We start from the raw sequence: 23,311 nt of genomic DNA on the forward strand, positions 1-23,311 counted from the left end.
TTTTGCTTCTTCCTGCCCCCTGCTCCTCTTTTAACCCAAGTGTATTGGGCTTAGTGTAGTTTTTGACGAAGAAGCTGCCAGAGCGATCGCTAGTGGTAAAATTCGATGTTCCTGAATTTGAATCCTGGCGTGGAGTGTTTCTGCTGTATCATCGGGCAGTACTGGTACTGCGGCTTGCATTAATATTGGGCCGCTATCCATTTCTAAACAAGCTATATGCACCGTACAACCAGTGATTTTTACCCCACATGCCAAGGCTTGTTCTACAGCATGGATTCCCTTGAAACTAGGCAACAAACTAGGATGGATATTAATAATCCTCTCAGGAAAAGCATCAATGAAAACTGATGTTAACAATCGCATCCAACCTGCCAAAATCACCCATTCGACATCGTAGCGTCGCAATGTCTGCACAATTTTATCGTCAAAATCTTCTCTGCTTTGATAGTTGCGGTGATTTAATAAAACAGTTTCTACACCTCTATTAGCTGCTCTTACGGCTGCTTTCGCCGAGGGGTTATTGTAAATTAAAACTTGAATTTGGGCATTTAGCTGTCCATCTTCAATAGCTTGGGCAACTATATCAAAATTGCTGCCATTCCCAGAAGCCATAATTCCCAGTTTTAAAGGGGCGACTTGTCGGCAATCGCTAATGCTGGGAGAAACCAAGCTAAGGGTAGAATCAGGGCGGAAGGTCATAACAGCTAAGAGGGTTAATTAATAGATGCCAAAAAAATATACTAAATCGTGGTTGGATAATGATACAGTAGCCGCCTGGATTTTTCTCACACCAGCACTAATTTTACTGGGCGTTTTTATCATTTGGCCGATCGCCTATTTGTTTTACCTCAGTTTCACCGCAGGTAGTTTCACTTTAAAAGGTACTTATTGGATAGGCTTAAAAAACTATTGGCGCTTGCTACTCGACCCCGATTTCTGGCAAGTTCTGGGTAACACCTTTTATTTTACTGTTGCCACCATCATTCCCACTTTAGTTATTTCCTTGGGATTGGCAGTGTTATTAAACCGCTCCATTCCCTTGCGGGGCATCTTACGAAGTGCCTATTTTCTGCCTTCAATTATCTCACTTGTGGCAGCCGGTTTGGGATTTCGCTGGCTGTTTCAAACATCAGGGCCAGTTAACGGGCTTTTAGCTTTTTTTGGCATTCCAGACATATCCTGGCTAGGAGACACATTTTGGGCAATGCCAGTAATTATTTTAATGAGTATTTGGAAACAACTGGGTTTCAATATGGTAGTTTTTTTAGCAGGGCTGCAAGCAATTCCTCCCAGTCGTTATGAAGCAGCAGATTTGGATGGAGCAAATACTTGGCAACAATTTTGGTATATTACTCTGCCTGGATTGCGCCCTACTGTGATATTCGCAATCATCACTACCGCGATTTTTACATTGCGGAGTTTTGAGCAAGTTTATGTGATGACTGGCGGTGGCCCGCTGAATTCGACTAATTTGCTGGTTTACTACATTTATCAAGAGGCTTTTGGGCAATTTGATTTTGGTTATGCCGCAGCAGCAGCAACGGTGTTACTAGGAATGACGCTGGTACTCGTGTATTTGCAACTGCAAACTTGGGGAGAGGAGTAGGGCAGGGGGCAGGGGGCAGGGGGAGAATTTTGGAAGTTGCTAAATCATACTGCAAATATGCAAGGACGAGTTTTCAAGTTTTACTTCTTATATAAGCTGCGATATTCCCAAGGATTCACAAATTTAGCATCACTCCAAACACCAAGGCGTTGCTGCTTGGCCTCAGCTTCGGCTTGTTGAACTAAGTCTTTGCTAGGACATTTGTTTAAATAGGGACGATAGACTTTTGCTAAACCTTCTTGCAACAATACCTGTTGCACAAAAGTGCCATTTTTTAAACGGACTTCGGCAATTTTGCGTCCATAGCGATCGCTATCGGTGATATTCAAAGTTACGCGATCGCCTCCTTGTTGCACTAGTTGCTGCACCCGTTCTTGGGCTTTCACACCCCAAGTAAATTGATTGCGATCGCTAATGCGTTTACTCTGCTTTTCTTTATTAGTATGAGCTATCTCTGGCGCATCTACACAAGCAAAGCGGACTGTAAGATTTTTGCCATCAGCATCTTTTACTACTAAAGTATCGCCATCACTGACTCGCTCAACTGGTTCTCCAGAAGTACCGATAAAGCGATCGCAGCCGAACAAACCCAAAATTAGGATAGTTGCACAAAGCCAAAATCGCACTGGTTTATTTAATTTCTCCATCCAAACTTACCTGCATTACCTCTGTGGGATGATACTAGCAAAATGCAAAGATATATTTGTTAACCGTTGACATAATAAGAATTGTAACCTTCCAATTGTCAGCGGGAATCTCTGATGAACTTCTTGACTCACGTTCTGCATCTAGCTGGTTCAGGTGCTTTTGCCTATTACTCTGCTGCTCAAATTCGTGATTCTAAAACCCGCCCCAACATCCTTGCGGGGTTTCAGTTAGCAGAATCTGGCTCTGTGCCATTTTTATCTGCACTTAGCGATCGCGCAGCTGCCGAAGGCGATACATGGCTAGCCGAAAAACTAGTAAAACATGCATCAGATGAAACTAGGCATGGACAAATTTTTGCCCACGCCTTACAACAGTTGAATAAACAAGTTATAGATTTCAAACGTCAACCCCCAACTCCATCCACAAAAAAATCACAACAGCGTAGTCCCTTTTTCGCAGCATTCTATGAAGGCTACCCTCAAGAACAGCTCAAACCTACTGTCATTGACTGGGATGTGTTTATGGCTAGCACATACATTCTGGAGTTAGATGCTAGTAAAGACTTTGCGCGAATGGCGAAAGTATTACCTGATAACGAGGCAACTGCTCGGAACTTGAAGTTAGGAATGCTAAGTATTGCCCAAGATGAAACTGGACATGCTGCTTATCTCTACGAAGCGATGATGCGACGGATGTCTGCAACTAAAGTTCAAAAACTCGTAGATATGTGGCGAACTCGCAAAGTGAATGCCTTGTTGGCAATGGTTGGCGGTATCCTCCAGCGTAACGGTGAAACGCGATCGCTAGTCCAGGATAGTGCGCCGTCGGAAATCGATTCTGAGTTGGTAGCTACGTAATTTATAGATATCTTGAGTACCTAACGATCAATCTGACAATTCAGATGTGTGGAAAAGCCAACGATTGACCTAACCCCCTAGCCCCCTTCTTGACACGGGAAGGGGGAAAATTCAAAGTCTCTCTCCTTGTAGGAGAGAGATTTAGAGAGAGGTCTTCCAGACAGCGTGAAAAGTCAGAACGATCGACTACCTCTGGCTCAAACTTTCGTTAGCCAGGGGTTCCTATGTTCCCTAGCATAACCTGAGATTTTTGAAGCTTCTTAGCACCAAGTTGCTGCATACTACTAGTTTTCCGGCGTATTTTGGTAGAGCTTGGGACTCATTATCTAAAACTTCTCAGACATCCTCTAACAGCGATCGCAAGTAATGTAATGACGTTAAATAAGATTTGTCACATAATTTTTCAATATAGCAGGCAGTTCTTCCTTGCTTATTTCATGCGTAACTATCTGTACCGTTAATCTCTCAGCTTCTTCTTCTGTTATTTCAATATCGTAATCATTCGCGTTTAAAAAAGTCACCATAGCAGCAAAAGCAGTGCGTTTATTACCTTGTTCAAAAGCGTGATTGCAGGCTATGTGAAATAGATATGCAAATGCCTGTTCATAAATTGTGGGATGCAAATACTCTCCCCCAAAAGTTGCTTGAGGTGAGTAAAGAGCAGAGTCCAGCAAGCCTTCATTAATTATGTTTGATGACTCTCGCCAGTTTCACTGACGAGTGCTTCATGTATAAGGATTACGTCTTCTTTCCCAAGAAATTTAGGATGCTGCAAGTCTCTTGTAAACTGGTTCCCATTTTTTCATTGTTGATAGGAAGATTAACACAGTTTCTGATTCTTGAGGAGTTATGTCTCCTAAATCGAATGCGTTAACGTCCTCTTGGGAGAACGCGTTAACTCGTAACCCTGCTTCAATGAGTGAGTTTAGACTATGTTTTAGGGTTTCTACGACAACATAATTTATGTCTTTTTTGGGAGTTTCAGGAGTAACTACGCTTTTGAGGTCTTTGTATAGAGCGACAGAACCTGATGTTAGCTTTTCAAATGTTTTTTTTACGTCTTCTCCCCAGTAGAAAACCCAGTATCCGCCGTCTAAAATTTCCTTTAAAAGGAAATTGGACTTGACAAAGTACAGTATTGTTAACTCCCCAACGCTAGCTCTGTCACAAATTTTTTCAAGCAGTTTGACAAGTTTAGGAAGTTTTTGTTGAAGTTGAGCTATCTCTTCTCTAAGCTCATCTTGCGAAATTCCTCTAGTACTGACTATTTCAGCTAGTTTAGCGCTGGCTTCATGTTGTGCATTAGGAGAATCCAGGTATCGCTGAAACTGCTCTACTTGTGCTTGAAATATTAAGATTTTTTCTTGTGTGAGCATGAAGCGTGGAGAGATTACTTTCTTTGGAAGGCTCTACTTGATTGGATAGCTAGCTATCCAATTATAAAACAAGCGATCGCACTTTCATGATTATTGTTACAGTAATCATCATGCATCCGCCTCCAGTTGACTGCGGAAGACAGTCAGGATCTATTGTCGTAGAATTAAAGCGAGAGTGCGCGATAGCGCGGGTGGGGTATTTTTGTACCTCACAAGCTTGAAATCTGCTGTAACTAGCAGTACTACCGAGCAAACCTGAGTCAGGTTATTCCTACAAAAAACTATGAAAGCTGAAGCAGAAAACCATCGCAGGCTGACTTGTGAAGTAGAAACTACCCTAAAAGTGATTGGCGGACGCTGGAAAGTTTTGATTATTAGAGAATTAATGACTGGCGTCAAACGCTTTGGTGAGTTGCAACGGGCTTTACCTGGAGTTACGCAAAAGATGCTAACCCAGCAACTCAGAGAAATGGAGGAAGACGGCATTATTCATCGAGAAGTTTATCCCCAAATTCCACCCAAGGTAGAATATTCACTGACCCCTTTAGGAGAAACTTTGCAACCAATTCTTTATGCTATGCATGAATGGGCTGTTCAACATTTAGCTATAACAAATCACCATCAATATTGAGCATAGGTAATAAATAATAATTGCTAACTTTCAACTTGAGATAGCTAGATTTATTTTTGAACTTTAAATTGTTTACTCATTGCTTCTTAAATATTCAATCGCTGCCTCTAATTTTGAAGGATAACTTTCAGCAAACCTTTCAAACCAAAGTCCTTCCGACGAAAGTGGATCTACTTTAGCTAACCATTCTTTTGCCTGTACTTTCAAAACCTCTAGTTGTTTGGCTTTGAGTTGTTCTTGTCGAATCCTTTCCTGTTCTAGCTCTTGCTGTTTTTTTAACTCAATAGCAGCATCCTCTTCTGCAAAATCAGCCTTAATTTCTGCCAAAAGATTATCCATGAAATATCCCGACTTTGGCGATGAAGGGATAAACGATTTAGCTGTGGCTGATTTTGACTGCTGTTGTGGTTGTACTTCTTTGTATTCAGTTTCGAGTTGGGCTAACAGCTTATCAATGGAATCCATTTTTGCAATTCCTAATAAATAGTATAGTTAGTCATTAATGGCATTGAGTAGCACTTCCGATAGACTCAAATCTTCCATATCTTCCATAGTAATTGTGTCACAAATATCAAACTTAGCACCAGCGCTTTGAAGTTCATCGTCTAAGAGTTTGAGAAAGCGGGTAGCTTGCTGATCTGTGCCAACTTGAATGAAGGAAATAGCTAATTCTTCATCTCTATCGATGCGGCGAGAAGCTTCGATAATCACCCTCATAACTGCTTTGCGATCGTCCGGTTCACCATCAGTAACTACTAAAATGGTTTCACCATTTGGCTTGGTTTGACCGGCTGCTTTGCGTTGAAGGTAATCATCAGTTGCGTGTTTTAACACACCTGCTAAGTCAGTTGTACCAGAGGGATCGTTTTCTCGAAATATTTGTGATACCTTGCTGGATGTGACATTTTCGTATCGCTTAAATCTACCAGAGAATACATAGATAGTGATACCATCTGGGTCAAATTGTTCGCACTTACTAGCTAAAGCTAAAGTAGATTCCTGGGCTGCAACCCATCTACTTCTACCACCCTTTTGATCCTGGGTTGCCATGCTACCGCTTTTGTCGATAATCAAGGTATAGTCACGATTTTCTAGCATTATTAAATCAATCCAAAATTTAAAATCTAAAATCTCAAATTGGTTGCTGGACTATGGGCGATCGACCCATTAGTCAGTTATTGCATTGCTCAATACATCTGCAAGGCTCATTTCTTCTAAGTCGTCTAAAGTGACGGTATCGCAAATATCAAATTTAGCGCCGACACTTTGCAACTGGTCATCCAAAGCTTTGAGGAACTTCGTTGCTTGGGCATCTGAACCTACTTGAATAATCGAAATTGCTAATTCTTCATCACGTTCCATTTGGCGAGTAGCATGAATAATGACTTCAAACACAGCTTTGCGATCGTCTGGTTCACCATCGGTGATGACTAAAATTGTCTCTCCATTTGGTTTAGTTTTTCCGGCTGCTTTGCGTTGAAAGTAGTTATTGAGTGCATCCTGAAGTACACCTGCTAAGTTTGTCGTTCCAGCAGGGTCATTTTCGAGAAATATTTGTGCGACTTTGGCTGAGGTTACATCATCGTAGCGTTTAAATCTACCGGAAAAAACGTAAACGGTGATCCCATCGGGGTCAAACTGTTCGGCCTTTCTTGCCAAAGCTAGAGTAGACTCTTGGGCTATCTCCCATCTACTTCTACCACCCACTTGATCGGGCGTAGACATACTACCGCTTTTGTCAATGATTAATGTATAGTCGCGATCGCTCATCATAATATTCCTCTGATTGTTACCCTGTGGTTCTAGTCTAACTCCGTTTTTTTACGAGCAAGCAAGGCTTTTAAGTATTTGTATCAATTGTGCTATTCAAAAAAGCTGCACCACACTTGATAAATGCGTTGGCATAGGATCTTTGAACAAAATCTTCCTAGTCCCCAATCTCCTGGAAACACCAAAAGTTAGCAATAGGTTTGCTTGTTGCATCAATATTTAGTCTGGGAATAATAAATACTACTCCTGCTGGCACACACGGAGCTAAATAAATGTGAGTTCGACAAACCTTTCCCTGCTTTGAACTTCCATTAAAGTGTATCCCTCTCGGACTGGCAGAGGGACTGTTTTACCTAGTAAAACCAGGGAGAGGTTTCTTTATTACTTAATTTTAGAGATAAATTCAGGTATGAACCATCCTAGATTCTTAAATAACCCCGCCCAAAAAGAAAACACGCAGCCGCCAAACTTCTCCTTGGCATTTCTGTATCAGACGATCGATAGCATACCTGACTCAATTTTTGTCAAAGACCGGCAACATCGCTGGGTATTACTTAACGATACCTACTGCGATCTCGTCGGTCATAGCCAAGAAGAATTAATTGGCAAGTCAGATTATGATTTTTTTCCGCAAGCAGAAGCTGATGCGTTGCGGGAAAAAGATGAACTGGTTTTTACCACAAATATTACTAATGAGAGCCAGGATCTTTTTACCGATGCTCAGGGTATAACTCATCTCATCTCTACAAAAAAATCTTGCTTTGAGGATGAGACTGGTAATAAATTTCTGGTGGGTAGTATTCGAGACATCATTTTACAGAATAAAGCCGGGATTCTGGGTGTGGCTGGTAGAGTTACTGATACTACCGCTGTTATGAAAACCTGCGAGGCACTTCGGGAAACCCTGGAAGAACTCCAGGTAGTTGAAGAAGAGCTGCGCCAACAAAACGAAGAATTAGCGATCGCTCGTGAAACGGCTCAATTAGAACATCGGCGTTACCAAGATTTGTTCGATCTCGCCCCAGATGCTTACTTGGTGACTGATGTAGTCGGCATCATCAAAGAGGCTAACTATGTAGCCGCAGCCTTACTATCTGTGAGACAAAAGTATCTGGTAGGTAAACCATTCATCTTGTTTATCGCTGAATCAGACCGCCAAACCTTCATGAAGCAACTGGCAAGTTTGCAGCAGGTGCAGGATTGGGAAGTCGATCTACAGCCACGAAGAGGTACAGCCTTTCCGGCTAGCATCAAGATGGTTGCTATGTATGATTCACACGGACAGCAGGTCGGCTGGCGTTGGTTGCTTTGCGACATCAGCGAACAGCTCGCTCGTCAGCAAGCAGAGAAAGACCTACACCGGATAAATGCTGTACTCCAAGCTCAACAAGAAGCTTCCATCGACGGAATTCTGATTGTTGATGAAAATCTTACAGTTACATCATTTAATCAGAAATTCTCCCAGCTATGGCAAATTCCTGCGGCACTGATTCAAGCAGGGAGCGATCGCCAACTCGTGGAATGGGTATTAGACAAACTAGTAAATCCAAACGAATTTGTGGCTAAGGTGGAGTATCTTTACCAGCATCCAGAGGAAAGCAGCCGCGATGAAATTTTCCTCAAGTCTGGAAAGATTTTTGAGCGTTATTCTGCACCCGTGCGTAAACAGCTAGGGGCTTGCGATCGGATATCACCTTTAGAAGAGTATTACGGTAGGATTTGGTATTATCGCGACATTACCGAATACAAGCAAGCAGAGGCAGAACTCAGGGCTTCAAAGCAAAGACTGGCGTTGCTGATTGAACAAACACCTTTAGCCATTATTGAATGGAATTCCAACTTTGAGATTCAGACATGGAATCGGGCAGCAGAAAAAATCTTTGGATACACCACAGAGGAAATGCTAGGGAATAGTTTTGAGATGATAATTCCTGAGAGCGCCAAAAAACACGTAAATGAGATTATCGCTGCCCTGCTAACACAACGTGGAGGAAGTTTTAGTATCAACGAGAACGTTACTAAAGATGGCAGAACGATGCTCTGTGAGTGGCATAATAACCCGTTAGTGGCTCCTGATGGTCAGGTGCTTGGCATTGCCTCAATGGTGCTGGACATCACAGAACGCAAACGAGCAGAAGAGGAACAGCAAAAATTTGTAGCGTTGGTTGAAAACAGCAGTGACTTTATTGGCATTTCTTCAATGGAAGGGCAAGTTGTCTATGTGAACCCTGCCGGACTCAAGATGGTGGGACTTAGTAGCCTGGAAGCAGCTAAAACCAAACCAGTGGTTGATTTTCATTCACCAGAAGCCTTTGCAGAGTTTCATCAACAAATTATGCCTTTGATGTCTCAACATGGTTTCTGGCAAGGTGAGTTTCGCCATAGGCATTTTCAAACGGGCATAGAAATTCCTACTGATTGCAGCCTGTTCATGGTTAAACATCCTGAAACAGGAGAGCCTTTTTGTCAGGTAGCTGTTGCTAGAGACATCACAGAACGTAAACAAGCCAAGGAAGCCCTGCTAAAGTCGGAAGCGCAACTACGACAACAAGCCGAAGAACTTAAAGTTGCACTCCGCGAACTTAAACACACCCAGACTCACTTAATTCAAACTGAAAAGATGTCCAGTTTGGGTCAACTAGTTGCAGGAGTGGCACATGAAATCAACAACCCGGTGAATTTTATCAATGGCAACCTCATTCCTGCCAAAGAATACACCCAAGATTTACTTTCACTTTTGCAACTTTACCAAAATAATTATCCTGAACCTGTGCTAGAAATTCAGGATTTTGCAGAACTAATCGAACTGGAATTTATGAAATCAGATTTGCCACAAATAATCAACTCAATGAAAGTTGGGGCAGACCGGATTCGGGAAATTGTGCTTTCCTTGCGAACTTTTTCGCGCTTAGATGAAGCCGAAATGAAAGCTGTTGATATTCATCAGGGAATCGACAGTACTCTGATGATTTTGCAAAGCCGCCTCAAGGGTAATGACCAACGCCCGACAATTGAAATAATCAAAGAATACGGCAAACTGCCGCTGGTTGAATGTTACGCTGGGCAGCTAAATCAAGTATTCATGAATATTTTGTCAAATGCGATCGATGCCTTAGAAGAGTCATTGGTCATTTATCCTATCCCTGAGGAAAAGGCCCGAAGGGTAGAGCAAATGACTGCCCCGCAAATTCGCATTTGCACTCAACTACAGAAGCGAAATCAGGTAACAATTAAGATTGCCGACAATGGATTGGGAATACCAAAAGATGTTAAAAAACAACTATTTAATCCCTTCTTTACCACTAAGCCCATCGGCAAAGGTACGGGGATGGGACTTGCCATTAGTTACCAAATCATTACAGAAAGACATGGCGGTTCCTTAAAATGTCTTTCGCAGCCAGGACAAGGCGCTGAGTTTGTGATTAAGATTCCTCTGATTCAGGATACGTCAACATAATTCGTAATAAATAATACTCGCCTCTGGCAAGAAGCAAGCTACGTAATTCATAATTTTGAAAGCTTTATCCTGTGACTAAAAAACAAAGTATTTCTGCTGCCAACAACTACTTCCCTTCTTCAAGTAGTAATTACGAATTACGAATTACGAATTATCTAAATACCTCAACTTCTTCACGAACCTTCATTTGGTCGAGAATTCCCCAGATTTCTTGTAACATCGGCTCTAACCCAGTACGAGTAACCGCTGAAATCACAAAAACCGGGGCGTAGGAGAGATGATTAAGTTGGGTAGCTAACGCCTCCAAATCAACAGTTTCCCGATCGACTGCATCAATTTTGTTCAGCGCCAAAATTTGCGGGCGTTCTGCTAAACCCCGTCCATAAGCTTGTAATTCTTCCTTAATTGTGTTGTAGTCTCTAACCACATCATCACTAGTGGCATCAATCAAGTGAAGTAACACTTGCGTGCGCTCGATATGGCGCAAGAAATCGTGTCCCAGTCCTGCACCGTGAGCCGCTCCCTCAATTAGTCCGGGAATGTCGGCGAAAACAGTACCATCACCAGTAGGTTTCCGCACTACACCCAAATTTGGGATGAGGGTAGTGAAGGGATAGTCTGCGATTTTTGGACGTGCTGCTGATAAAGATGAAATTAGAGTGGATTTACCAGCATTTGGTAAGCCAATAATCCCCACTTCTGCCAAAAGTTTCAACTCTAGGCGCAGCTGCTTTATTTCCCCTGGTAATCCTGGGAGGGCGTATTCTGGGGCGCGGTTACGGTTACTCAAGAAATGCTGATTTCCTAGTCCGCCTTTACCACCTTGAGCAATCAGCAAAGTCTGCTTAGGCTCAGTTAAATCCCCCAACATTTCGCCAGTTTCAGCATCATAAATGGTTGTACCACAGGGAACTTCGATGATTAAATCCTTTCCTGCTGCTCCAGTGCAGTTATTTGGGCCGCCACGAGTCCCTTTTTCTGCCTGAAAGCGATGGTTGTATCTGAAGTCCAGCAAGGTTTGTAGGTTTTCGTCGGCAACAAAAAATACCGACCCGCCTCTTCCGCCATTACCACCAGAGGGGCCACCAGTCGGCACGTATTTCTCCCGCCGGAAGGCGACAATCCCATCGCCACCCTTACCAGCTTCAACTTCAATCTTTGCTTGGTCGATAAATTGCATACTTAAATAATAGTGAAAAGTGAGGAGTTAGGAATTAGGAGTAAAAAATTATAACTCCTCACTCTTCACTTTAACTAAATATATGGTGAAATATCTTCACCACATTTATCTGCTAGATAAGAGAGGGCGCGGAAACGTAAGCCCACTAGTTGCTCATACAAGGGGTTAATTTTACACATCGGCGGGATGTGGACAACCTTGCGTCCAAATAGGGTGACATCCCGCTCAAAGGGACACTGGGAGGGAATCATTTTACACAAAAAGCGGGCTACTCTTGGGTCTTGGATATCTAGCTTATCCAGCCAGTCGCGTAGGGGGTGTAGTGCATTAATTTGACGCTTTGTAAGTGCAGGGCTGGCGATCGCAGGGGTAACTTGCTGTGGGTATTCTAAGGTGTGGCGAAGGGCTTCTAGTAAATTATCTGGCTGTTCTAAGGCTTGGCAGAACTGATGCAGAACCTCATCTTCGGTGGGAGAATAAGTACCATCTGCGATCGCTACCATTATCCCTGTCCTTAAAAAATTTTCCGCAGCTGGTGTCCCTTTACCCAACACTGCGGCTAATTCTTCTGGCGTAATTACCTCTAGTGAGTCGCATTTAATTTTAGGAGCTAATTCATCTTTGGTGATGGTGGCAATTAATTCCTGTTCTCGATCGTCAAAATTACCATCAGCCCAAGCAATAGTAAGCAGTCCACGCAACCAAGCGGCAATCTGTTCGTTGCTGTAGGGGGATTGAACGGTACTTGTCATAAACTCACGTCTCAAGCTTTCCTCAGTCACTACTAAGCTACCCTACCCAGTGACTATGAAGATAGTGGGACAGCAGAGAATAATCAAGAGAGCGCGTAGGCGTAGCCGCCTAAAGACATAAGGGACTTCCAATTAAAAAAATAATCAATCGCTGTGAGGCAGGGGAGCAGGGGGCAGGGGGCAGGGGGCAGGGGGAAAAGAAAAATATCATCTAAATAAATTGGGTAATTTATTCTCTGGAAGTCCCTAAACCAGAGAAGTTTTCAAATCGCAACAGTCGGTCTTGGGGTAAAATCCATTTGAGAGGTATCTTGAGAATTTTTTCTACTTAAACTGAAAAGGGAGATTTAATCTGTGTTGTGGAGGTATTCATGAATAAAACCAAAGTTCACCTCGACATCATTCAAGAAACATCACCAATGCCGCTCTGGGTTAGAGCTTGTCAGCTTCAGGCAACAGAACCAATTATAGTAGATCCTAAATCATCTGAGATTATTGCAGCGTTCCCGCTTTGGGTTACCGCAGGCATCAACTACGAATTTGATAATTTTACTACTGCAAAAAGTTCTCACATAGGTTATTTACGAGGAACTATCCTCGGAAGTGGGTACGCACCCCTCAATAAGCAATTAAGGTATACATAATGTTTTTATTTGGCATTGAGCATGAAGTCGCTTTTCTAAATAAAGAAGGAAAATTTGCTGATTTTTCCCACACAAAGTTTGCTGATTTCAATCAAATTATTGAAAAGCTACCTACATACCCCAGCGACTATCCTCAACTACGCGTCGGTGATGCAGGTATTAAGATGAAGAGATGGTACATTGAGGGATTTGAAAGATTTGCGGATTCCGACAAGGTGATAGATTGTCATGTTAAAGGTATTGAAATAAGAACTACTATACATTCTGATATTCAAGGGGCTATAACTGAATTATCAGAAAGTTTTCATTTGCTACGTGAGGTTGCTGCTAACTTTAATTTATCACCAGTTTTGGTCAGTTTTAATCCCTACAATCCGGTTTTTGAGCCTCAACCCCCATTAAACGATTATGAAATCAAACAGCTAGAGGCTTATCCTGACGAACAAACTGCTAATATTCACATGGTTTCATACGGGCCAGATTTAAATATTTCACTGTCATATTTGTCCCCTGAAAACGTGATTGATATTGGCAAAAAGTTAACTTATTATAGTCCATATATCGTCCCTTTTAGTTATAGTTCTCCTTTTTATAAGGGAGGTTTATGGGATGGGCTATCGGTACGAACGTTTATCAGAACCGGAAAAAGACCAGCAGCCCTAGTTTTTATTCAGAAACAGGAACAACTGATTAATAGCATACCTCCCTTGACAAAAATCGCCCGCATTCCGGCTGAAGTGGGGCGCATTGAATTTAAGGCTTGTGATAGTTGTGATGATTTTTCTATCTATGCAGCTTTGCTGACATTATTGAAAGGTTTGGTGTTAGATGAAACCTTGCTGGGTAGAGCAACTGTACCCGATGCAGAGTTACATCAACTTTCTGCAAAAGAAGGGTTTGACAACGAGGATATTTTTGGAAATGCGACAAAAGTCTTGCAAGCAGCCGAAGTTGCTTTGAGAAACGACCCAGATGTTGATTATTTAACGCCATTAAAAGTGCTGCTGGCGAAGCGAAAAACAAGATCGCATGAATTAATAGAAATGTTCCATCGCCTAAGTTCAATAGAGGAGGTAATCAGGCAGACTTATCAAGTTTAGAGGAAATTGGGGATGAGGACTTTTAAAGCTTCTATTTTAATCTTCTGAAATTGCCCGTTGCGCTTGGATAGACACTTCTTCGTCTGGGTCATCTAAAGTTTATTATAGGGAGTTAATTACGTCGCGATCGCCAATGACAAGTACATCTGTTTTAATCTACTGGATATTAATATTCATAATATAAATCCTTAGATTCGCTGTGTAATCTTGCGTATTATAAGTATTTTTTATAGCTTTTGGCATAAACTATTCAGATGCATAAGCAGTAAACACAAGATCCTGCAAAAGTTTTTCTACTGATTGGATAAAGTCGAGCTAATTGAACATAAATAGTAGAGCATTAACTTGCCAAAACTATATTAAGTCGATATACCTAGAGACTGATTTTATTATAACTAAAGATGGAGGAAAGTTCATTCTAGAGATTGATGCAGACCTTAGGGTTTTCCAAGTAAAAGTAGAAATAGGGAGCCTGGAAAACGAAGAACGTCAATATTAAATGTAATTATTTGGCTAATGAATGAAGGTGGTATTTGCTTATTATCCCTTACTCATTCGATGCATAAATACAAAAACAATAAAGACAATTTCGTCAGGTTGGTTTCTAAAAGAACTTCCAGATTGAAGCACAGCTTGGTTGTTTTATTATTGCTCGAATTTGCTAAATAAGGTATAAGCTTGGCTCTTTCTGTAAAAGTTCTGCGTTGTTAAAGCTGTTTGTTATCGAGGATCTCAAATGAAAATCATTGCTTCTGTTTTATCTATCCTAAGTCCAGTACGCTTCCTAGTTGTGGCTTTTACTTGTGCCTTACTATTGCTATCTAGTGCTTTTCCTGCTTTTGCGATCGATAGCTACCAAAGTGAGTCTACCGAAGGTACTACACAACTGCTTGACATTCAGGCCAAAACTGACCAAGCCGGCAAAGAACCACCAATAGGATTGAAAAAGACTCAAAAAGAGACTAGCGAAGGATTAAATGAGGTTCAGGGAGCGGCTGATATTGACAAGCAGAAGCGTCCAGAAAATTCACAAGGTGCAACCTCAGTTGAAGAAAATATAAAGAATGTGTTGGAGAAAGTTACAGGTAAGAACTAAATTAAAGTTCTGGTAATTTTACAGTAGTAATGGGTAATTGCGTAAATGCAGTTACCCATTACTAATTAGTATTGTTAACCTGAAGACTACAATTTAATTATAAAAATATGTTCGCCCTGAGCATCTATGGTGAAACTGGCTGTGCATAGTTTTGATTAAACATATCTTAATTTATAATTATATTTAGTATATTTTATTGTTGTAGCCAAAAAACAATAAAGTTCGCCAATTACTAGAGTATTGGCTTAACACTACCTATTAAGGCATAGGCATATAATTAATTTCAGCCGACAATGTTACCTTTGGTTGATGTGGAATCTATCTGAAATTTGAGAAGTTAATAGATAAGTTTGCTTAGGGATGGAAAACAATGCGTTCGATAAACATTGGTTTGAGTGAAGAACAGCGTCAAGGTGTAATTAATCTGTTAAATCAAGATTTGGCAGATGCTTATCTACTGTTGGTGAAAACCAAAAAGTATCACTGGGATGTCGTTGGCCCTCAGTTCCGCTCTTTGCACCAGCTTTGGGAAGAACACTACCAAACGCTGACTCTAAATATTGATGCCTTAGCAGAGCGGACTCGTGCTTTGGGCGGTTATCCAGTTGGCACAATGGAAGGATTTCTCAAGATTGCTACCCTCAAGGAACATGCTGGTAATGTTCCCACAGCAACGGGGATGGTATCTAATCTAGTGAACGATCACGAGCAGGTTATTCGGAACTTAAGAGACCATGTAGATCAGTCTGGTGACAAGTTCCACGATCAGGGAACTGCTGACTTTCTGACTGGACTGATGGAACAGCATGAAGAAATGGCTTGGATGTTACGTTCATTCATTGAAGGCGAAGCACTGGGCCCAGATGGTAGACAGCCGGCAGAAGGGGCCAAGACTCCTGTAGGTGTCTAAGTTGAGGATAATTGTCTGGGAAACGAGTTAGAAGGAAGATTGATTCCTCCTTCTAACTGGTGTGAAAGAATTAATCTCCCTGCATATTCACCATCTTCATTGCAAAAACAACATCAGCACTTACAGATTTAAAACCTGAAATCTTGCTCCCCCCTTAAAAACCTACGGTGTAGACACAAGTCTTCTAGAGTTGTTCCACAAGTTTTTGATCCCCCCAACCCCCCTTTTTTAGGAGGGCAAAAACTTCTTAAAGTCTCCCAACTTATCGGGGGATTTAGGAATATCTACAAAGATTTTGATTTTGTACAAAAATGTGTGTACACCGTAGCCGAAAAAAGAGGGGAGCTTAAAAGGCAACCTTTTAAGGGGGTTGGGGAATCTATGCTGCGTAAGTCCTAAACATCAGACAAGGAGTATTTAAGTGTCAGAAGTATATAAAGCAGAACGGACTATCTCTGCTGTATTTAAAGAACAGAAGCAAATTGATGATGTGATTCGCCGTTTATTAGACAGGGGTGTGCCTAGAGATCATATTTCGGTCATGGGCAGAAACTTCCAGTCAGAAACTAGAATCGCTGGCTTTATTAGTAAAAAAGATGTTATTGTGGGGGGTTTGAGAACAGGGGCAGTTTTTGGTTCCTTGTTTGGTTCCTTTCTCAGCTTGCTCACGGGTGTAGGCGTACTGTTTATTCCTTTTGTCGGTTCAATCGTGGCAGCAGGGCCTATTGGTGCAGTGCTGTTGGGGGCTGCTAGTGGAGCGATCGCAGGTAGTGCAGGTGCCGGTCTAGTATCGGTTCTAACTACTTTGGGGATGCCAGAAGATAAAGCGGCTATCTACCAAACGCGCTTACAAGCTGGCGAGTTTTTAGTGATGGCAGAAGTTCCGAGCGATCGCGCTGGCGAATTTAATTTGCTGCTCGAAAGTGCTGGTGGCGAAGAAATTCACACAATTGAAAAAACCTTTGCTCGTCCTTGTCCTGGACAGTGCAACAGCCCAGACGACTTGTCTCCTGAGGTTCGCGCTCATCTTTCTGATGAAGCTCAACGCACATTTATTGAGCGCTATAACACTGTCTTCAATGAGAAAAATGACGAGTTCACTGCCGAACAAGCCGCTTGGGAGTCTGTTCATCAGCAATATGATGAAGATGAAAACGGCGTTTGGTCAAAAGCTAAGGTTAAAGCTTAAAGATTTCCAAAAAATAAATTATCCAATTTTATCGGGTGGCTATCTTGCCCGCATTTAGTTAAGGCTGGGCGAGATAGCCACCCTTATCATGTCCAGATAAATAGTTATGATTCCCAGAGTCATTGCACCCCACCCCCAACCCCTCCCCGCTCTTCGGGAGGGGAGACAAAGGGTAGCTTTGGCGGGGTGGGGTTCTTCGGGTTTAATAAGTAATCAAGCGGACATGATATAACTCTATGTTTGTCTGCGGTTTTAAATCTTCACTAAGGCAATTTATAGCTACTAACACGCACATTTAACTGACCTTGGCGCGGGTTCTGGCTGAATATAAATGCGCCTTCTTCAGTCTCCCCACTAGATAAAAAGTCGATCTGTTGCTCTCCTGTTTCTGTAACTTTACCGTTAATCAGTAACTCAGCCATAATTTGCACTGACTCTGCTGTATCTCCTCCACTATTTACAACTTCAAAGGGGACATAAAATTGGCCATCAATTTCCCGAATTGTTTGTTTTTTGGTAACAGAAAGGATGGGAGGTTGATTTTTTTCGTTCAGCCAAGTGTAGCCCACCAGACTCACAATGATTGCTAGGATGAATGAGGCGATGCTGAATGTTATCCACTCAGCTATTGAGCGCTTTGGTTGTTGTTCTGTTTCAGTCATATTGCTAACCTTCCGGCTGCACCACCAATAGTTGCAGGTAAACCCAGGATCAATGTGTGATCTAACCACATTGTCCAAGGGTCGCTAAGAGTTAACTTTTGAAAGAACCACAGCATAAAAGCGCCTGCTAGCAATGATACTAAGTAGGACATAATGGTTTCGCTTGATGGTCGTTGAAAAATTCCCTTTTGCTCTTTACGTTTTTGCTGGTTAGAAAAACCTGCCTGAAATACAATGCCATAAGAAATTAGCAACGATGCGGCGATCATTGCCAACTCCCAAGGTGGAGAGGTTGCGGCTGCAAGCATAGGAATTTCATCTGTGGGAGCGATGTTAAATGCAATTATGGTTGCACCAATCAGCGTTCCACCCACATCAGTAAAGGTGGTGTGTAACTCATCCCCTTTGTTCTTGGTTGTGCTATTTTCCCGATCGCTTCCTTGTCCTTTTCCATTACTGTTTTCAGTCTCTCCCAACAACTGATTCGCTAATGCTACACCAACAGCAAAGGGCACACTTTCAAAGATGATTTTACCTAAAGATTCCTTTAGGGAGGTTTCTGGTGTCAATTCTCGCAATAGTAATAGCACAAAGGTAGAACAAGCTATTCCGATCGCGATCGCTTCGACGGTATCGATTGCGGTTTGAGCAGCTAGCCAGCTATATCTGCGTTTGCGAAAGCCTTCTATCTGATTGAGCAAGTAAACCACAATAAACATCAATGCGATCGCTGTCATTATCAGTTGTGCTTTTGCCAGCGAGCCAATCCACCAAACTTCCATTGTGTACAGCAAGGGTATGCCAAATAAAAAACCTCCGCAAGCACCCCGAATGATGTCATTAATCTCACTCCTCCATACATTTTTTTGAGGTTTTGTTGCCACTCCTTTGCTTTCCTTTTGTTAAAAATTTGCTTTGACTTACTTATACTAATTCTCTACCAAAAGGCATATAGTAGTCCTAAATTATTCGTGAAAAGTTATATCCCCGGCAACTTTACGAAGTCGGGGATCGGGATACCGCGAATTTATAATAGCTTCATATTTTTTCAGATGGGTGTTACGTTGCACTCCGTATCTATCTTAAGATATATAATTCACCAAATTATTGTATCGTTTGATGGAAGTCACAAATAATACACTACTGTTAGCTTATGTAATAGGTTAATCAACTACAAGCTGGAAATAAAAACCATGAGTACTGAAAAAAGAATAGAAGCTACTGCAAAAAATATTGAAGGGAAAATTCAAGAGGTTGTGGGTGAAATAACAGGTAATCCACAAGATAAAACTGAAGGACAAGCAAAGCAAGCTGAAGCCCAAATTGACCACACTGTAGAAAACATCAAAGACGAACTTAAGAAAGCTTTAGACTAATTTAGTTTTTGCAGTCCAAATAGCAATCCTAGCGATGATTTATTAATGATAGTCTAAGATTAAAAACTCCACTTTCTTTGAGAAAGTGGAGTTTTTATGTTGTTAGCGTAAATTTTGAAAGGGTCAAGTCGCTTCGCTCCAATTAAAAATTAAAAATTATTAATTAAAAATTGTTTGAATTTTGAATTGTTAACTGTTGCTGCTAGCGGCTTCCTTTGAAGTACCTTTAAGATAAGAAAATATCACGAATCATTGGGAGGAATCATTCGTCATGACTGTTATTGTTGCAAAGTGGACGATTGACGAATATCACCGCATGATTGATGCTGGCATTTTGAGCGATCGCAAAGTTGAACTACTTAAGGGAGAAATTGTCGAAATGTCGCCGGAAGGGGAACCTCATGCTTATTGTAGTGATGAATCTGGTGAGTATCTAGCAAAGTTATTGGCTGAACGCGCCAAAATTCGTCATGCCAAGCCTATCACCTTACCAAACGACTCGGAGCCAGAACCAGATATTGCCATTGTCCAACGTTTAGGACGCGAATATCGAGAGCATCATCCCTATCCAGAAAATATTTTCTGGTTGATTGAGTATGCTAACTCCAATTTAGAAAAAGATTTAGAGATAAAAAGCAAAATCTACGCAGAAGCAGGTATTTTAGAGTATTGGGTTGTCAACCTTAAAAAGCTACACCTAGTGGTGTTTCGAGAAATATTAGATGGAGAGTACGCCACGAAATTGACATTGACTGCGGGAACAATTCAACCTCTGGCGTTTCCAGATATTTCTGTTGCGGTAGAACAGATTATTAACAGTTAAGGTAATTACAATATCTTTTGATGAAAGCATATTCAATTGCTCTTCGCGAAAAAATAATATAGCGATCGCAAGCATAGTCAACTACATCGATACGAGGAATGCCATATTTTTTCTTTAGAGAACAAAAGCTTAACTGAACTGTATTGCACCCTGATTCTCCCCTTATAAAGGGCTAGGGTGTACACACAAGTCTGAAATAGTTCACTCACTGAGTTTTTGTGTCAGTTTTACACCACCCTAACCCTCCCCTTATAAAGGGGAGGAGACTAGATCGTGTTTGACTGAGTTATTGCATCAAAATCTGACGGCTTAAAATACTCATAACTTCATGTGGATTACCTGTTGGTAGTAGGGCACTCCAATCACCAACGTTCGCATAGCCGAGAACTTGCAACAAGTGAATTGTGCTGGTAACGGCTTTTGGTGAACCAATCAATAAATGTTTGATCGGTTCTCTTTTTGGCGATCGCTTTTGGTTAGATAGATTCAGAGGGGGTGCATTATTGCCTTGGGTAGGTAAATACTGCTTTTGTTGTGATTTGGCAAACTTTTTTGATTGTGCAATGATCATACTTGACTCCAATTGTAGGGGTTAAATGAAAGGCGATCGCCCTCGGCCAAGAGTCCGCGATCGCCTTTCTTATTTCAATTTATAGTATTATTTTATACTTGTCAATAGTTTTTTAAGTATTTTTACATAGATTAGGCGTGAAGATGTTATTAGTCATTTGTCCTTTGTAATTACAACTGACCAAGGACGACCATAACAAAAATTTTCACAACTCAAATAAGATTGCTATAAGTTCGTTTATTGAATTCGGGTAGCCGTTTATTGAATTCGGGTAGCCGTTTATTGAATTCGGGTAGTCGTTTATCGAATTTGGGTAGTCGTTTATTGAATTCGGGTAGTCGTTTATCGAATTTGGGTAGTTGTTTATTGAATTCGGGTAGTCGTTTATTGAATTCGGGTAGTCGTTTATTGAATTCGGGTAGTCGTTTATTGAATTCGGGCAACCTACAAGAATTTACGCAAAAATATTTTATATATTTGTAGTAAATAATTTAATTTATACTGAATAATGCGGGTGTCAAGTAACCCTAATTCTGTCTATGCTAGTGCTGTACAGTCCAGGTTAGAAATCAGTTTTATCCTGGCGCATTATTAATAACAGAAAGGTGATTTATGTCACGTCTAAAACGCGGGTCTAAAGTAATTGATAGAGCGCAGCGTCGGATTGCGGCTTTGAAATCGATCAGTCCCACCTTAGACTTAGGGAATGGGGTAACAATTGACGCCTTTGCAACCCTTATCAAAACAACGCAAGACAAGTTGGAAGCTTATAACTCAAGCCTCTCCACCGTGGATATGACTCAGGAAGCTTTAGAAGTTACCGAAAAGTCGCTAATGGAACTAACAGAACACATGTTACTGAGTGTAGCTGCAAAGTATGGCAAGAATAGCGATGAGTACAAAATGGCGGGGGGCGTTCGTCGAAGCGATCGCAAACGTCCGGTGCGTCAGCCTAAACAAGGGGCTGTTGTTTGATAAACAGGGCTTATGCGGTGATACTGCGTAAGCCCTGGTATAAACAGCCTCTTATTTAGCCAATAAGTTATGATATCAATTAAATTATTGGACTTTGGGTAATAATGCCAAATCCTAACGTAGCAAGTTTACTAGAGCAAGGACACAACCAACTGGATCGGGGAGAGTACCAAGCAGCTTTACAGATTTTTCAGCAAGCTGCTGTACTAGAACCGCAAAACCCTAAAGTAAGTTATGGGTTGGGTCTAACTTGTTATCGTCTGGAACAATACCACGAGTCTATTGAATATCTAAACAAAGCTTTGAGAATTAAGCCAAACTACATTTTGGCGCTAGTATGGCGAGGATTGGCTTGCCAAAAAATTGACCAAGCGCAGCAAGCACAAGCAGATTTGGAGCAAGCGATCGCACTTGCCGCCCAAGATTCAGAAGACTGGCAAGGTAGAGGAATTGCATTAATTAAATTACAACGCTATGAGGAAGCTGTTGCATCTTACGACCAAGCACTGAAAATTAATCCAAATAACGATAAAGCTTGGTACATCCGGGGGATTGCTCTACGGATTTTGAAACGCGACGAAGAAGCTGTAGCATCTTTCGACCAAACACTGAAAATTAATCCAAATAACGATCAGGCTTGGTACTACCGGGGGATTGCCCTCTCGGATTTGGAACGCTACGAAGAAGCTGTAACATCTTACGACCAAGCACTAAAAATTAATCCAAATAACGATCAGGCTTGGTACATCCGGGGCGTTGTGCTGAGGGCTTTGGAACGCAACAAAGAAGCGGTTGCATCTTACGACCAAGCACTGAAAATTAATCCAAATGACGATGAGACTTGGAACAAGCGGGGGATTGCCCTCTCGAAGTTGGAACGCTACGAAGAAGCTGTTGCATCTTACGACCAAGCACTGAAAATTAAACCTGACGATGATAAAGCTTGGTACATCCGGGGGATTGCGCTGTGGAATTTGAAACGCTATGAAGAAGCTGTTGCATCTTACGACCAAGCACTGAAAATTAAACCTGACGATGATAAAGCTTGGTACATCCGGGGGATTACCCTCTCGAAGTTGGAACGCTACGAAGAAGCTGTTGCATCTTACGACCAAGCACTGAAAATTAATCCAAATGACGATGATAAAGCTTGGTACATGCGGGGGATTGCCCTCTCGAAGTTAGAACGCTACGAAGAAGCTGTTGCATCTTACAACCAAGCACTGAAAATTAATCCAAATGACGATGAGACTTGGTACAAGCGGGGGATTGCCCTCTCGAAGTTGGAACGCTACGAAGAAGCTGTTGCATCTTTCGACCAAGCACTGAAAATTAAACCAGACGACGATAAAGCTTTGAACAAGCGGGGGATTGCCCTCTCGAAGTTGGAACGCTACGAAGAAGCTGTTGCATCTTACGACCAAGCACTGAAAATTAATCCAAATAACGATTCGGCTTGGTACATCCGGGGGATTGCCCTCTTGAAGTTGGAACGCTACGAAGAAGCTGTTGCATCTTACGACCAAGGACTGAAAATTAAACCTGACGATGATAAAGCTTGGAACATCCGGGGGATTGCCCTCTCGAAGTTGGAACGCTACGAAGAAGCTGTTGCATCTTACGACCAAGCACTGAAAATTAATCCAAATAACGATGAGACTTGGAACATCCGGGGAATTGCCCTCTCG

25 protein-coding genes are annotated in these 23,311 nt (G+C 41.7%); 13 read left to right on the plus strand and 12 right to left on the minus strand.

Annotated features, from left to right (window positions below; translation table 11 throughout):
* Nucleotides 1-30: 30 nt before the first annotated feature.
* Nucleotides 31-699: a phosphoribosylglycinamide formyltransferase gene (gene purN, locus V7L01_RS02485; RefSeq protein ID WP_335031608.1), complete on the minus strand. Its 669-nt coding sequence runs from the start codon at nt 697-699 to the stop codon at nt 31-33.
* Between the two features lie 25 nt (nt 700-724).
* Between purN and V7L01_RS02490 the strand changes: the two genes are divergently transcribed.
* Entirely contained in the window at nt 725-1,606 is an 882-nt protein-coding gene (locus V7L01_RS02490) for a carbohydrate ABC transporter permease (RefSeq protein WP_335031610.1), read from the plus strand.
* An 80-nt stretch (nt 1,607-1,686) separates the two neighbouring features.
* Here the strand turns inward: V7L01_RS02490 and V7L01_RS02495 are convergent, their stop codons facing one another.
* On the minus strand, nt 1,687-2,253 hold the full coding sequence (locus V7L01_RS02495; protein WP_335031611.1) for a thermonuclease family protein: 567 nt from the start codon (nt 2,251-2,253) through the stop codon (nt 1,687-1,689).
* 114 nt (nt 2,254-2,367) lie between these two features.
* On the opposite strand from V7L01_RS02495, the gene V7L01_RS02500 reads away from it, so the two are divergent.
* Nucleotides 2,368-3,111 (plus strand): ferritin-like domain-containing protein, encoded by a 744-nt coding sequence (locus tag V7L01_RS02500; protein ID WP_335031612.1) that lies wholly within the window; start codon nt 2,368-2,370, stop codon nt 3,109-3,111.
* A 377-nt stretch (nt 3,112-3,488) separates the two neighbouring features.
* On the opposite strand, the gene V7L01_RS02505 is transcribed toward V7L01_RS02500, so the two are convergent.
* Together V7L01_RS02505 and V7L01_RS02510 are read right to left on the minus strand one after the other, a co-directional pair.
* Nucleotides 3,489-3,785, minus strand: a complete 297-nt coding sequence (locus V7L01_RS02505) for a type II toxin-antitoxin system death-on-curing family toxin (RefSeq protein WP_335031614.1) — start codon at nt 3,783-3,785, stop codon at nt 3,489-3,491.
* 87 nt (nt 3,786-3,872) lie between these two features.
* Entirely contained in the window at nt 3,873-4,487 is a 615-nt protein-coding gene (locus V7L01_RS02510) for a hypothetical protein (RefSeq protein ID WP_335031616.1), read from the minus strand.
* Between the two features lie 283 nt (nt 4,488-4,770).
* Here V7L01_RS02510 and V7L01_RS02515 point away from each other — a divergent pair, with 283 nt between their 5' ends.
* On the plus strand, nt 4,771-5,118 hold the full coding sequence (locus tag V7L01_RS02515) for a winged helix-turn-helix transcriptional regulator (RefSeq protein WP_335031618.1): 348 nt from the start codon (nt 4,771-4,773) through the stop codon (nt 5,116-5,118).
* A gap of 72 nt (nt 5,119-5,190) precedes the next feature.
* On the opposite strand, the gene V7L01_RS02520 is transcribed toward V7L01_RS02515, so the two are convergent.
* The 3 genes from V7L01_RS02520 to V7L01_RS02530 all read right to left on the minus strand — a co-directional run bounded on the left by V7L01_RS02520 (nt 5,191) and on the right by V7L01_RS02530 (nt 6,891).
* A complete protein-coding gene (locus V7L01_RS02520; RefSeq protein ID WP_335031620.1) occupies nt 5,191-5,583 on the minus strand; it encodes a salt stress protein, Slr1339 family in 393 nt (130 codons plus the stop codon).
* A gap of 27 nt (nt 5,584-5,610) precedes the next feature.
* The gene (locus tag V7L01_RS02525; protein ID WP_335031621.1) at nt 5,611-6,216 is read right to left on the minus strand and encodes a vWA domain-containing protein; all 606 of its coding nucleotides are present in this window, start codon (nt 6,214-6,216) and stop codon (nt 5,611-5,613) included.
* A gap of 69 nt (nt 6,217-6,285) precedes the next feature.
* On the minus strand, nt 6,286-6,891 hold the full coding sequence (locus V7L01_RS02530; RefSeq protein ID WP_335031623.1) for a vWA domain-containing protein: 606 nt from the start codon (nt 6,889-6,891) through the stop codon (nt 6,286-6,288).
* Nucleotides 6,892-7,297: 406 nt separating this feature from the next.
* Here V7L01_RS02530 and V7L01_RS02535 point away from each other — a divergent pair, with 406 nt between their 5' ends.
* Nucleotides 7,298-10,345, plus strand: coding sequence for a PAS domain S-box protein (locus tag V7L01_RS02535; protein ID WP_335031626.1), 3,048 nt, complete (start codon nt 7,298-7,300; stop codon nt 10,343-10,345).
* Between the two features lie 151 nt (nt 10,346-10,496).
* Here the strand turns inward: V7L01_RS02535 and obgE are convergent, their stop codons facing one another.
* Both obgE and V7L01_RS02545 read right to left on the minus strand, forming a co-directional pair.
* Nucleotides 10,497-11,525, minus strand: a complete 1,029-nt coding sequence (gene obgE / locus V7L01_RS02540; protein ID WP_335031628.1) for a GTPase ObgE — start codon at nt 11,523-11,525, stop codon at nt 10,497-10,499.
* A 74-nt stretch (nt 11,526-11,599) separates the two neighbouring features.
* Complete coding sequence (locus V7L01_RS02545; RefSeq protein ID WP_335031630.1) at nt 11,600-12,277, minus strand: Mo-dependent nitrogenase C-terminal domain-containing protein; 678 nt, start codon at nt 12,275-12,277, stop codon at nt 11,600-11,602.
* Between the two features lie 371 nt (nt 12,278-12,648).
* Here V7L01_RS02545 and V7L01_RS02550 point away from each other — a divergent pair, with 371 nt between their 5' ends.
* The 5 genes from V7L01_RS02550 to V7L01_RS02570 all read left to right on the plus strand — a co-directional run bounded on the left by V7L01_RS02550 (nt 12,649) and on the right by V7L01_RS02570 (nt 17,216).
* Nucleotides 12,649-12,921, plus strand: a complete 273-nt coding sequence (locus V7L01_RS02550; protein ID WP_335031632.1) for a hypothetical protein — start codon at nt 12,649-12,651, stop codon at nt 12,919-12,921.
* Nucleotides 12,921-14,021: a glutamate--cysteine ligase gene (locus V7L01_RS02555; protein WP_335031633.1), complete on the plus strand. Its 1,101-nt coding sequence runs from the start codon at nt 12,921-12,923 to the stop codon at nt 14,019-14,021. Before V7L01_RS02550 ends, V7L01_RS02555 begins: the two co-directional genes overlap by 1 nt.
* 736 nt (nt 14,022-14,757) lie before the next feature.
* Complete coding sequence (locus V7L01_RS02560; protein ID WP_335031634.1) at nt 14,758-15,117, plus strand: hypothetical protein; 360 nt, start codon at nt 14,758-14,760, stop codon at nt 15,115-15,117.
* A 370-nt stretch (nt 15,118-15,487) separates the two neighbouring features.
* Nucleotides 15,488-16,027, plus strand: coding sequence for a Dps family protein (locus V7L01_RS02565; RefSeq protein ID WP_335031636.1), 540 nt, complete (start codon nt 15,488-15,490; stop codon nt 16,025-16,027).
* 421 nt (nt 16,028-16,448) lie between these two features.
* Complete coding sequence (locus V7L01_RS02570) at nt 16,449-17,216, plus strand: ChaB family protein (protein ID WP_335031638.1); 768 nt, start codon at nt 16,449-16,451, stop codon at nt 17,214-17,216.
* Between the two features lie 263 nt (nt 17,217-17,479).
* On the opposite strand, the gene V7L01_RS02575 is transcribed toward V7L01_RS02570, so the two are convergent.
* Both V7L01_RS02575 and V7L01_RS02580 read right to left on the minus strand, forming a co-directional pair.
* The gene (locus V7L01_RS02575; RefSeq protein ID WP_335031640.1) at nt 17,480-17,878 is read right to left on the minus strand and encodes a TIGR02588 family protein; all 399 of its coding nucleotides are present in this window, start codon (nt 17,876-17,878) and stop codon (nt 17,480-17,482) included.
* Nucleotides 17,875-18,762 carry a TIGR02587 family membrane protein gene (locus tag V7L01_RS02580; RefSeq protein WP_335031642.1) on the minus strand — a complete coding sequence of 296 codons (888 nt, stop codon included), beginning with the start codon at nt 18,760-18,762 and terminating at the stop codon, nt 17,875-17,877. Before V7L01_RS02580 ends, V7L01_RS02575 begins: the two co-directional genes overlap by 4 nt.
* A gap of 309 nt (nt 18,763-19,071) precedes the next feature.
* Between V7L01_RS02580 and V7L01_RS02585 the strand changes: the two genes are divergently transcribed.
* Together V7L01_RS02585 and V7L01_RS02590 are read left to right on the plus strand one after the other, a co-directional pair.
* Nucleotides 19,072-19,254 (plus strand): CsbD family protein, encoded by a 183-nt coding sequence (locus V7L01_RS02585; RefSeq protein ID WP_335031644.1) that lies wholly within the window; start codon nt 19,072-19,074, stop codon nt 19,252-19,254.
* A 271-nt stretch (nt 19,255-19,525) separates the two neighbouring features.
* On the plus strand, nt 19,526-20,077 hold the full coding sequence (locus V7L01_RS02590) for a Uma2 family endonuclease (protein ID WP_335031646.1): 552 nt from the start codon (nt 19,526-19,528) through the stop codon (nt 20,075-20,077).
* Between the two features lie 286 nt (nt 20,078-20,363).
* Here V7L01_RS02590 and V7L01_RS02595 read toward each other — a convergent pair whose 3' ends face one another.
* On the minus strand, nt 20,364-20,642 hold the full coding sequence (locus V7L01_RS02595) for a hypothetical protein (RefSeq protein WP_442936930.1): 279 nt from the start codon (nt 20,640-20,642) through the stop codon (nt 20,364-20,366).
* Nucleotides 20,643-21,260: 618 nt separating this feature from the next.
* On the opposite strand from V7L01_RS02595, the gene V7L01_RS02600 reads away from it, so the two are divergent.
* Nucleotides 21,261-21,623 (plus strand): hypothetical protein, encoded by a 363-nt coding sequence (locus V7L01_RS02600; protein WP_335031650.1) that lies wholly within the window; start codon nt 21,261-21,263, stop codon nt 21,621-21,623.
* 104 nt (nt 21,624-21,727) lie between these two features.
* A partial coding sequence (locus V7L01_RS02605) for a tetratricopeptide repeat protein (protein ID WP_335031652.1) occupies nt 21,728-23,311 on the plus strand: 1,584 nt, incomplete at its 3' end.

The sequence above is a fragment of the Nostoc sp. genome, from assembly GCF_036917095.1.
Classification (GTDB): Bacteria; Cyanobacteriota; Cyanobacteriia; order Cyanobacteriales; family Nostocaceae; genus Nostoc.

Coding starts and splice junctions, on each gene's coding strand:
- purN (WP_335031608.1), bottom strand. CDS start 699: ATGACCTTCCGCCCTGATTCTACCCTTAGCTTGGTTTCTCCCAGCATT.
- V7L01_RS02490 (WP_335031610.1), top strand. CDS start 725: ATGCCAAAAAAATATACTAAATCGTGGTTGGATAATGATACAGTAGCC.
- V7L01_RS02495 (WP_335031611.1), bottom strand. CDS start 2,253: ATGGAGAAATTAAATAAACCAGTGCGATTTTGGCTTTGTGCAACTATC.
- V7L01_RS02500 (WP_335031612.1), top strand. CDS start 2,368: ATGAACTTCTTGACTCACGTTCTGCATCTAGCTGGTTCAGGTGCTTTT.
- V7L01_RS02510 (WP_335031616.1), bottom strand. CDS start 4,487: ATGCTCACACAAGAAAAAATCTTAATATTTCAAGCACAAGTAGAGCAG.
- V7L01_RS02515 (WP_335031618.1), top strand. CDS start 4,771: ATGAAAGCTGAAGCAGAAAACCATCGCAGGCTGACTTGTGAAGTAGAA.
- V7L01_RS02520 (WP_335031620.1), bottom strand. CDS start 5,583: ATGGATTCCATTGATAAGCTGTTAGCCCAACTCGAAACTGAATACAAA.
- V7L01_RS02525 (WP_335031621.1), bottom strand. CDS start 6,216: ATGCTAGAAAATCGTGACTATACCTTGATTATCGACAAAAGCGGTAGC.
- V7L01_RS02530 (WP_335031623.1), bottom strand. CDS start 6,891: ATGATGAGCGATCGCGACTATACATTAATCATTGACAAAAGCGGTAGT.
- V7L01_RS02535 (WP_335031626.1), top strand. CDS start 7,298: ATGAACCATCCTAGATTCTTAAATAACCCCGCCCAAAAAGAAAACACG.
- obgE (WP_335031628.1), bottom strand. CDS start 11,525: ATGCAATTTATCGACCAAGCAAAGATTGAAGTTGAAGCTGGTAAGGGT.
- V7L01_RS02545 (WP_335031630.1), bottom strand. CDS start 12,277: ATGACAAGTACCGTTCAATCCCCCTACAGCAACGAACAGATTGCCGCT.
- V7L01_RS02550 (WP_335031632.1), top strand. CDS start 12,649: ATGAATAAAACCAAAGTTCACCTCGACATCATTCAAGAAACATCACCA.
- V7L01_RS02555 (WP_335031633.1), top strand. CDS start 12,921: ATGTTTTTATTTGGCATTGAGCATGAAGTCGCTTTTCTAAATAAAGAA.
- V7L01_RS02560 (WP_335031634.1), top strand. CDS start 14,758: ATGAAAATCATTGCTTCTGTTTTATCTATCCTAAGTCCAGTACGCTTC.
- V7L01_RS02565 (WP_335031636.1), top strand. CDS start 15,488: ATGCGTTCGATAAACATTGGTTTGAGTGAAGAACAGCGTCAAGGTGTA.
- V7L01_RS02575 (WP_335031640.1), bottom strand. CDS start 17,878: ATGACTGAAACAGAACAACAACCAAAGCGCTCAATAGCTGAGTGGATA.
- V7L01_RS02585 (WP_335031644.1), top strand. CDS start 19,072: ATGAGTACTGAAAAAAGAATAGAAGCTACTGCAAAAAATATTGAAGGG.
- V7L01_RS02590 (WP_335031646.1), top strand. CDS start 19,526: ATGACTGTTATTGTTGCAAAGTGGACGATTGACGAATATCACCGCATG.
- V7L01_RS02600 (WP_335031650.1), top strand. CDS start 21,261: ATGTCACGTCTAAAACGCGGGTCTAAAGTAATTGATAGAGCGCAGCGT.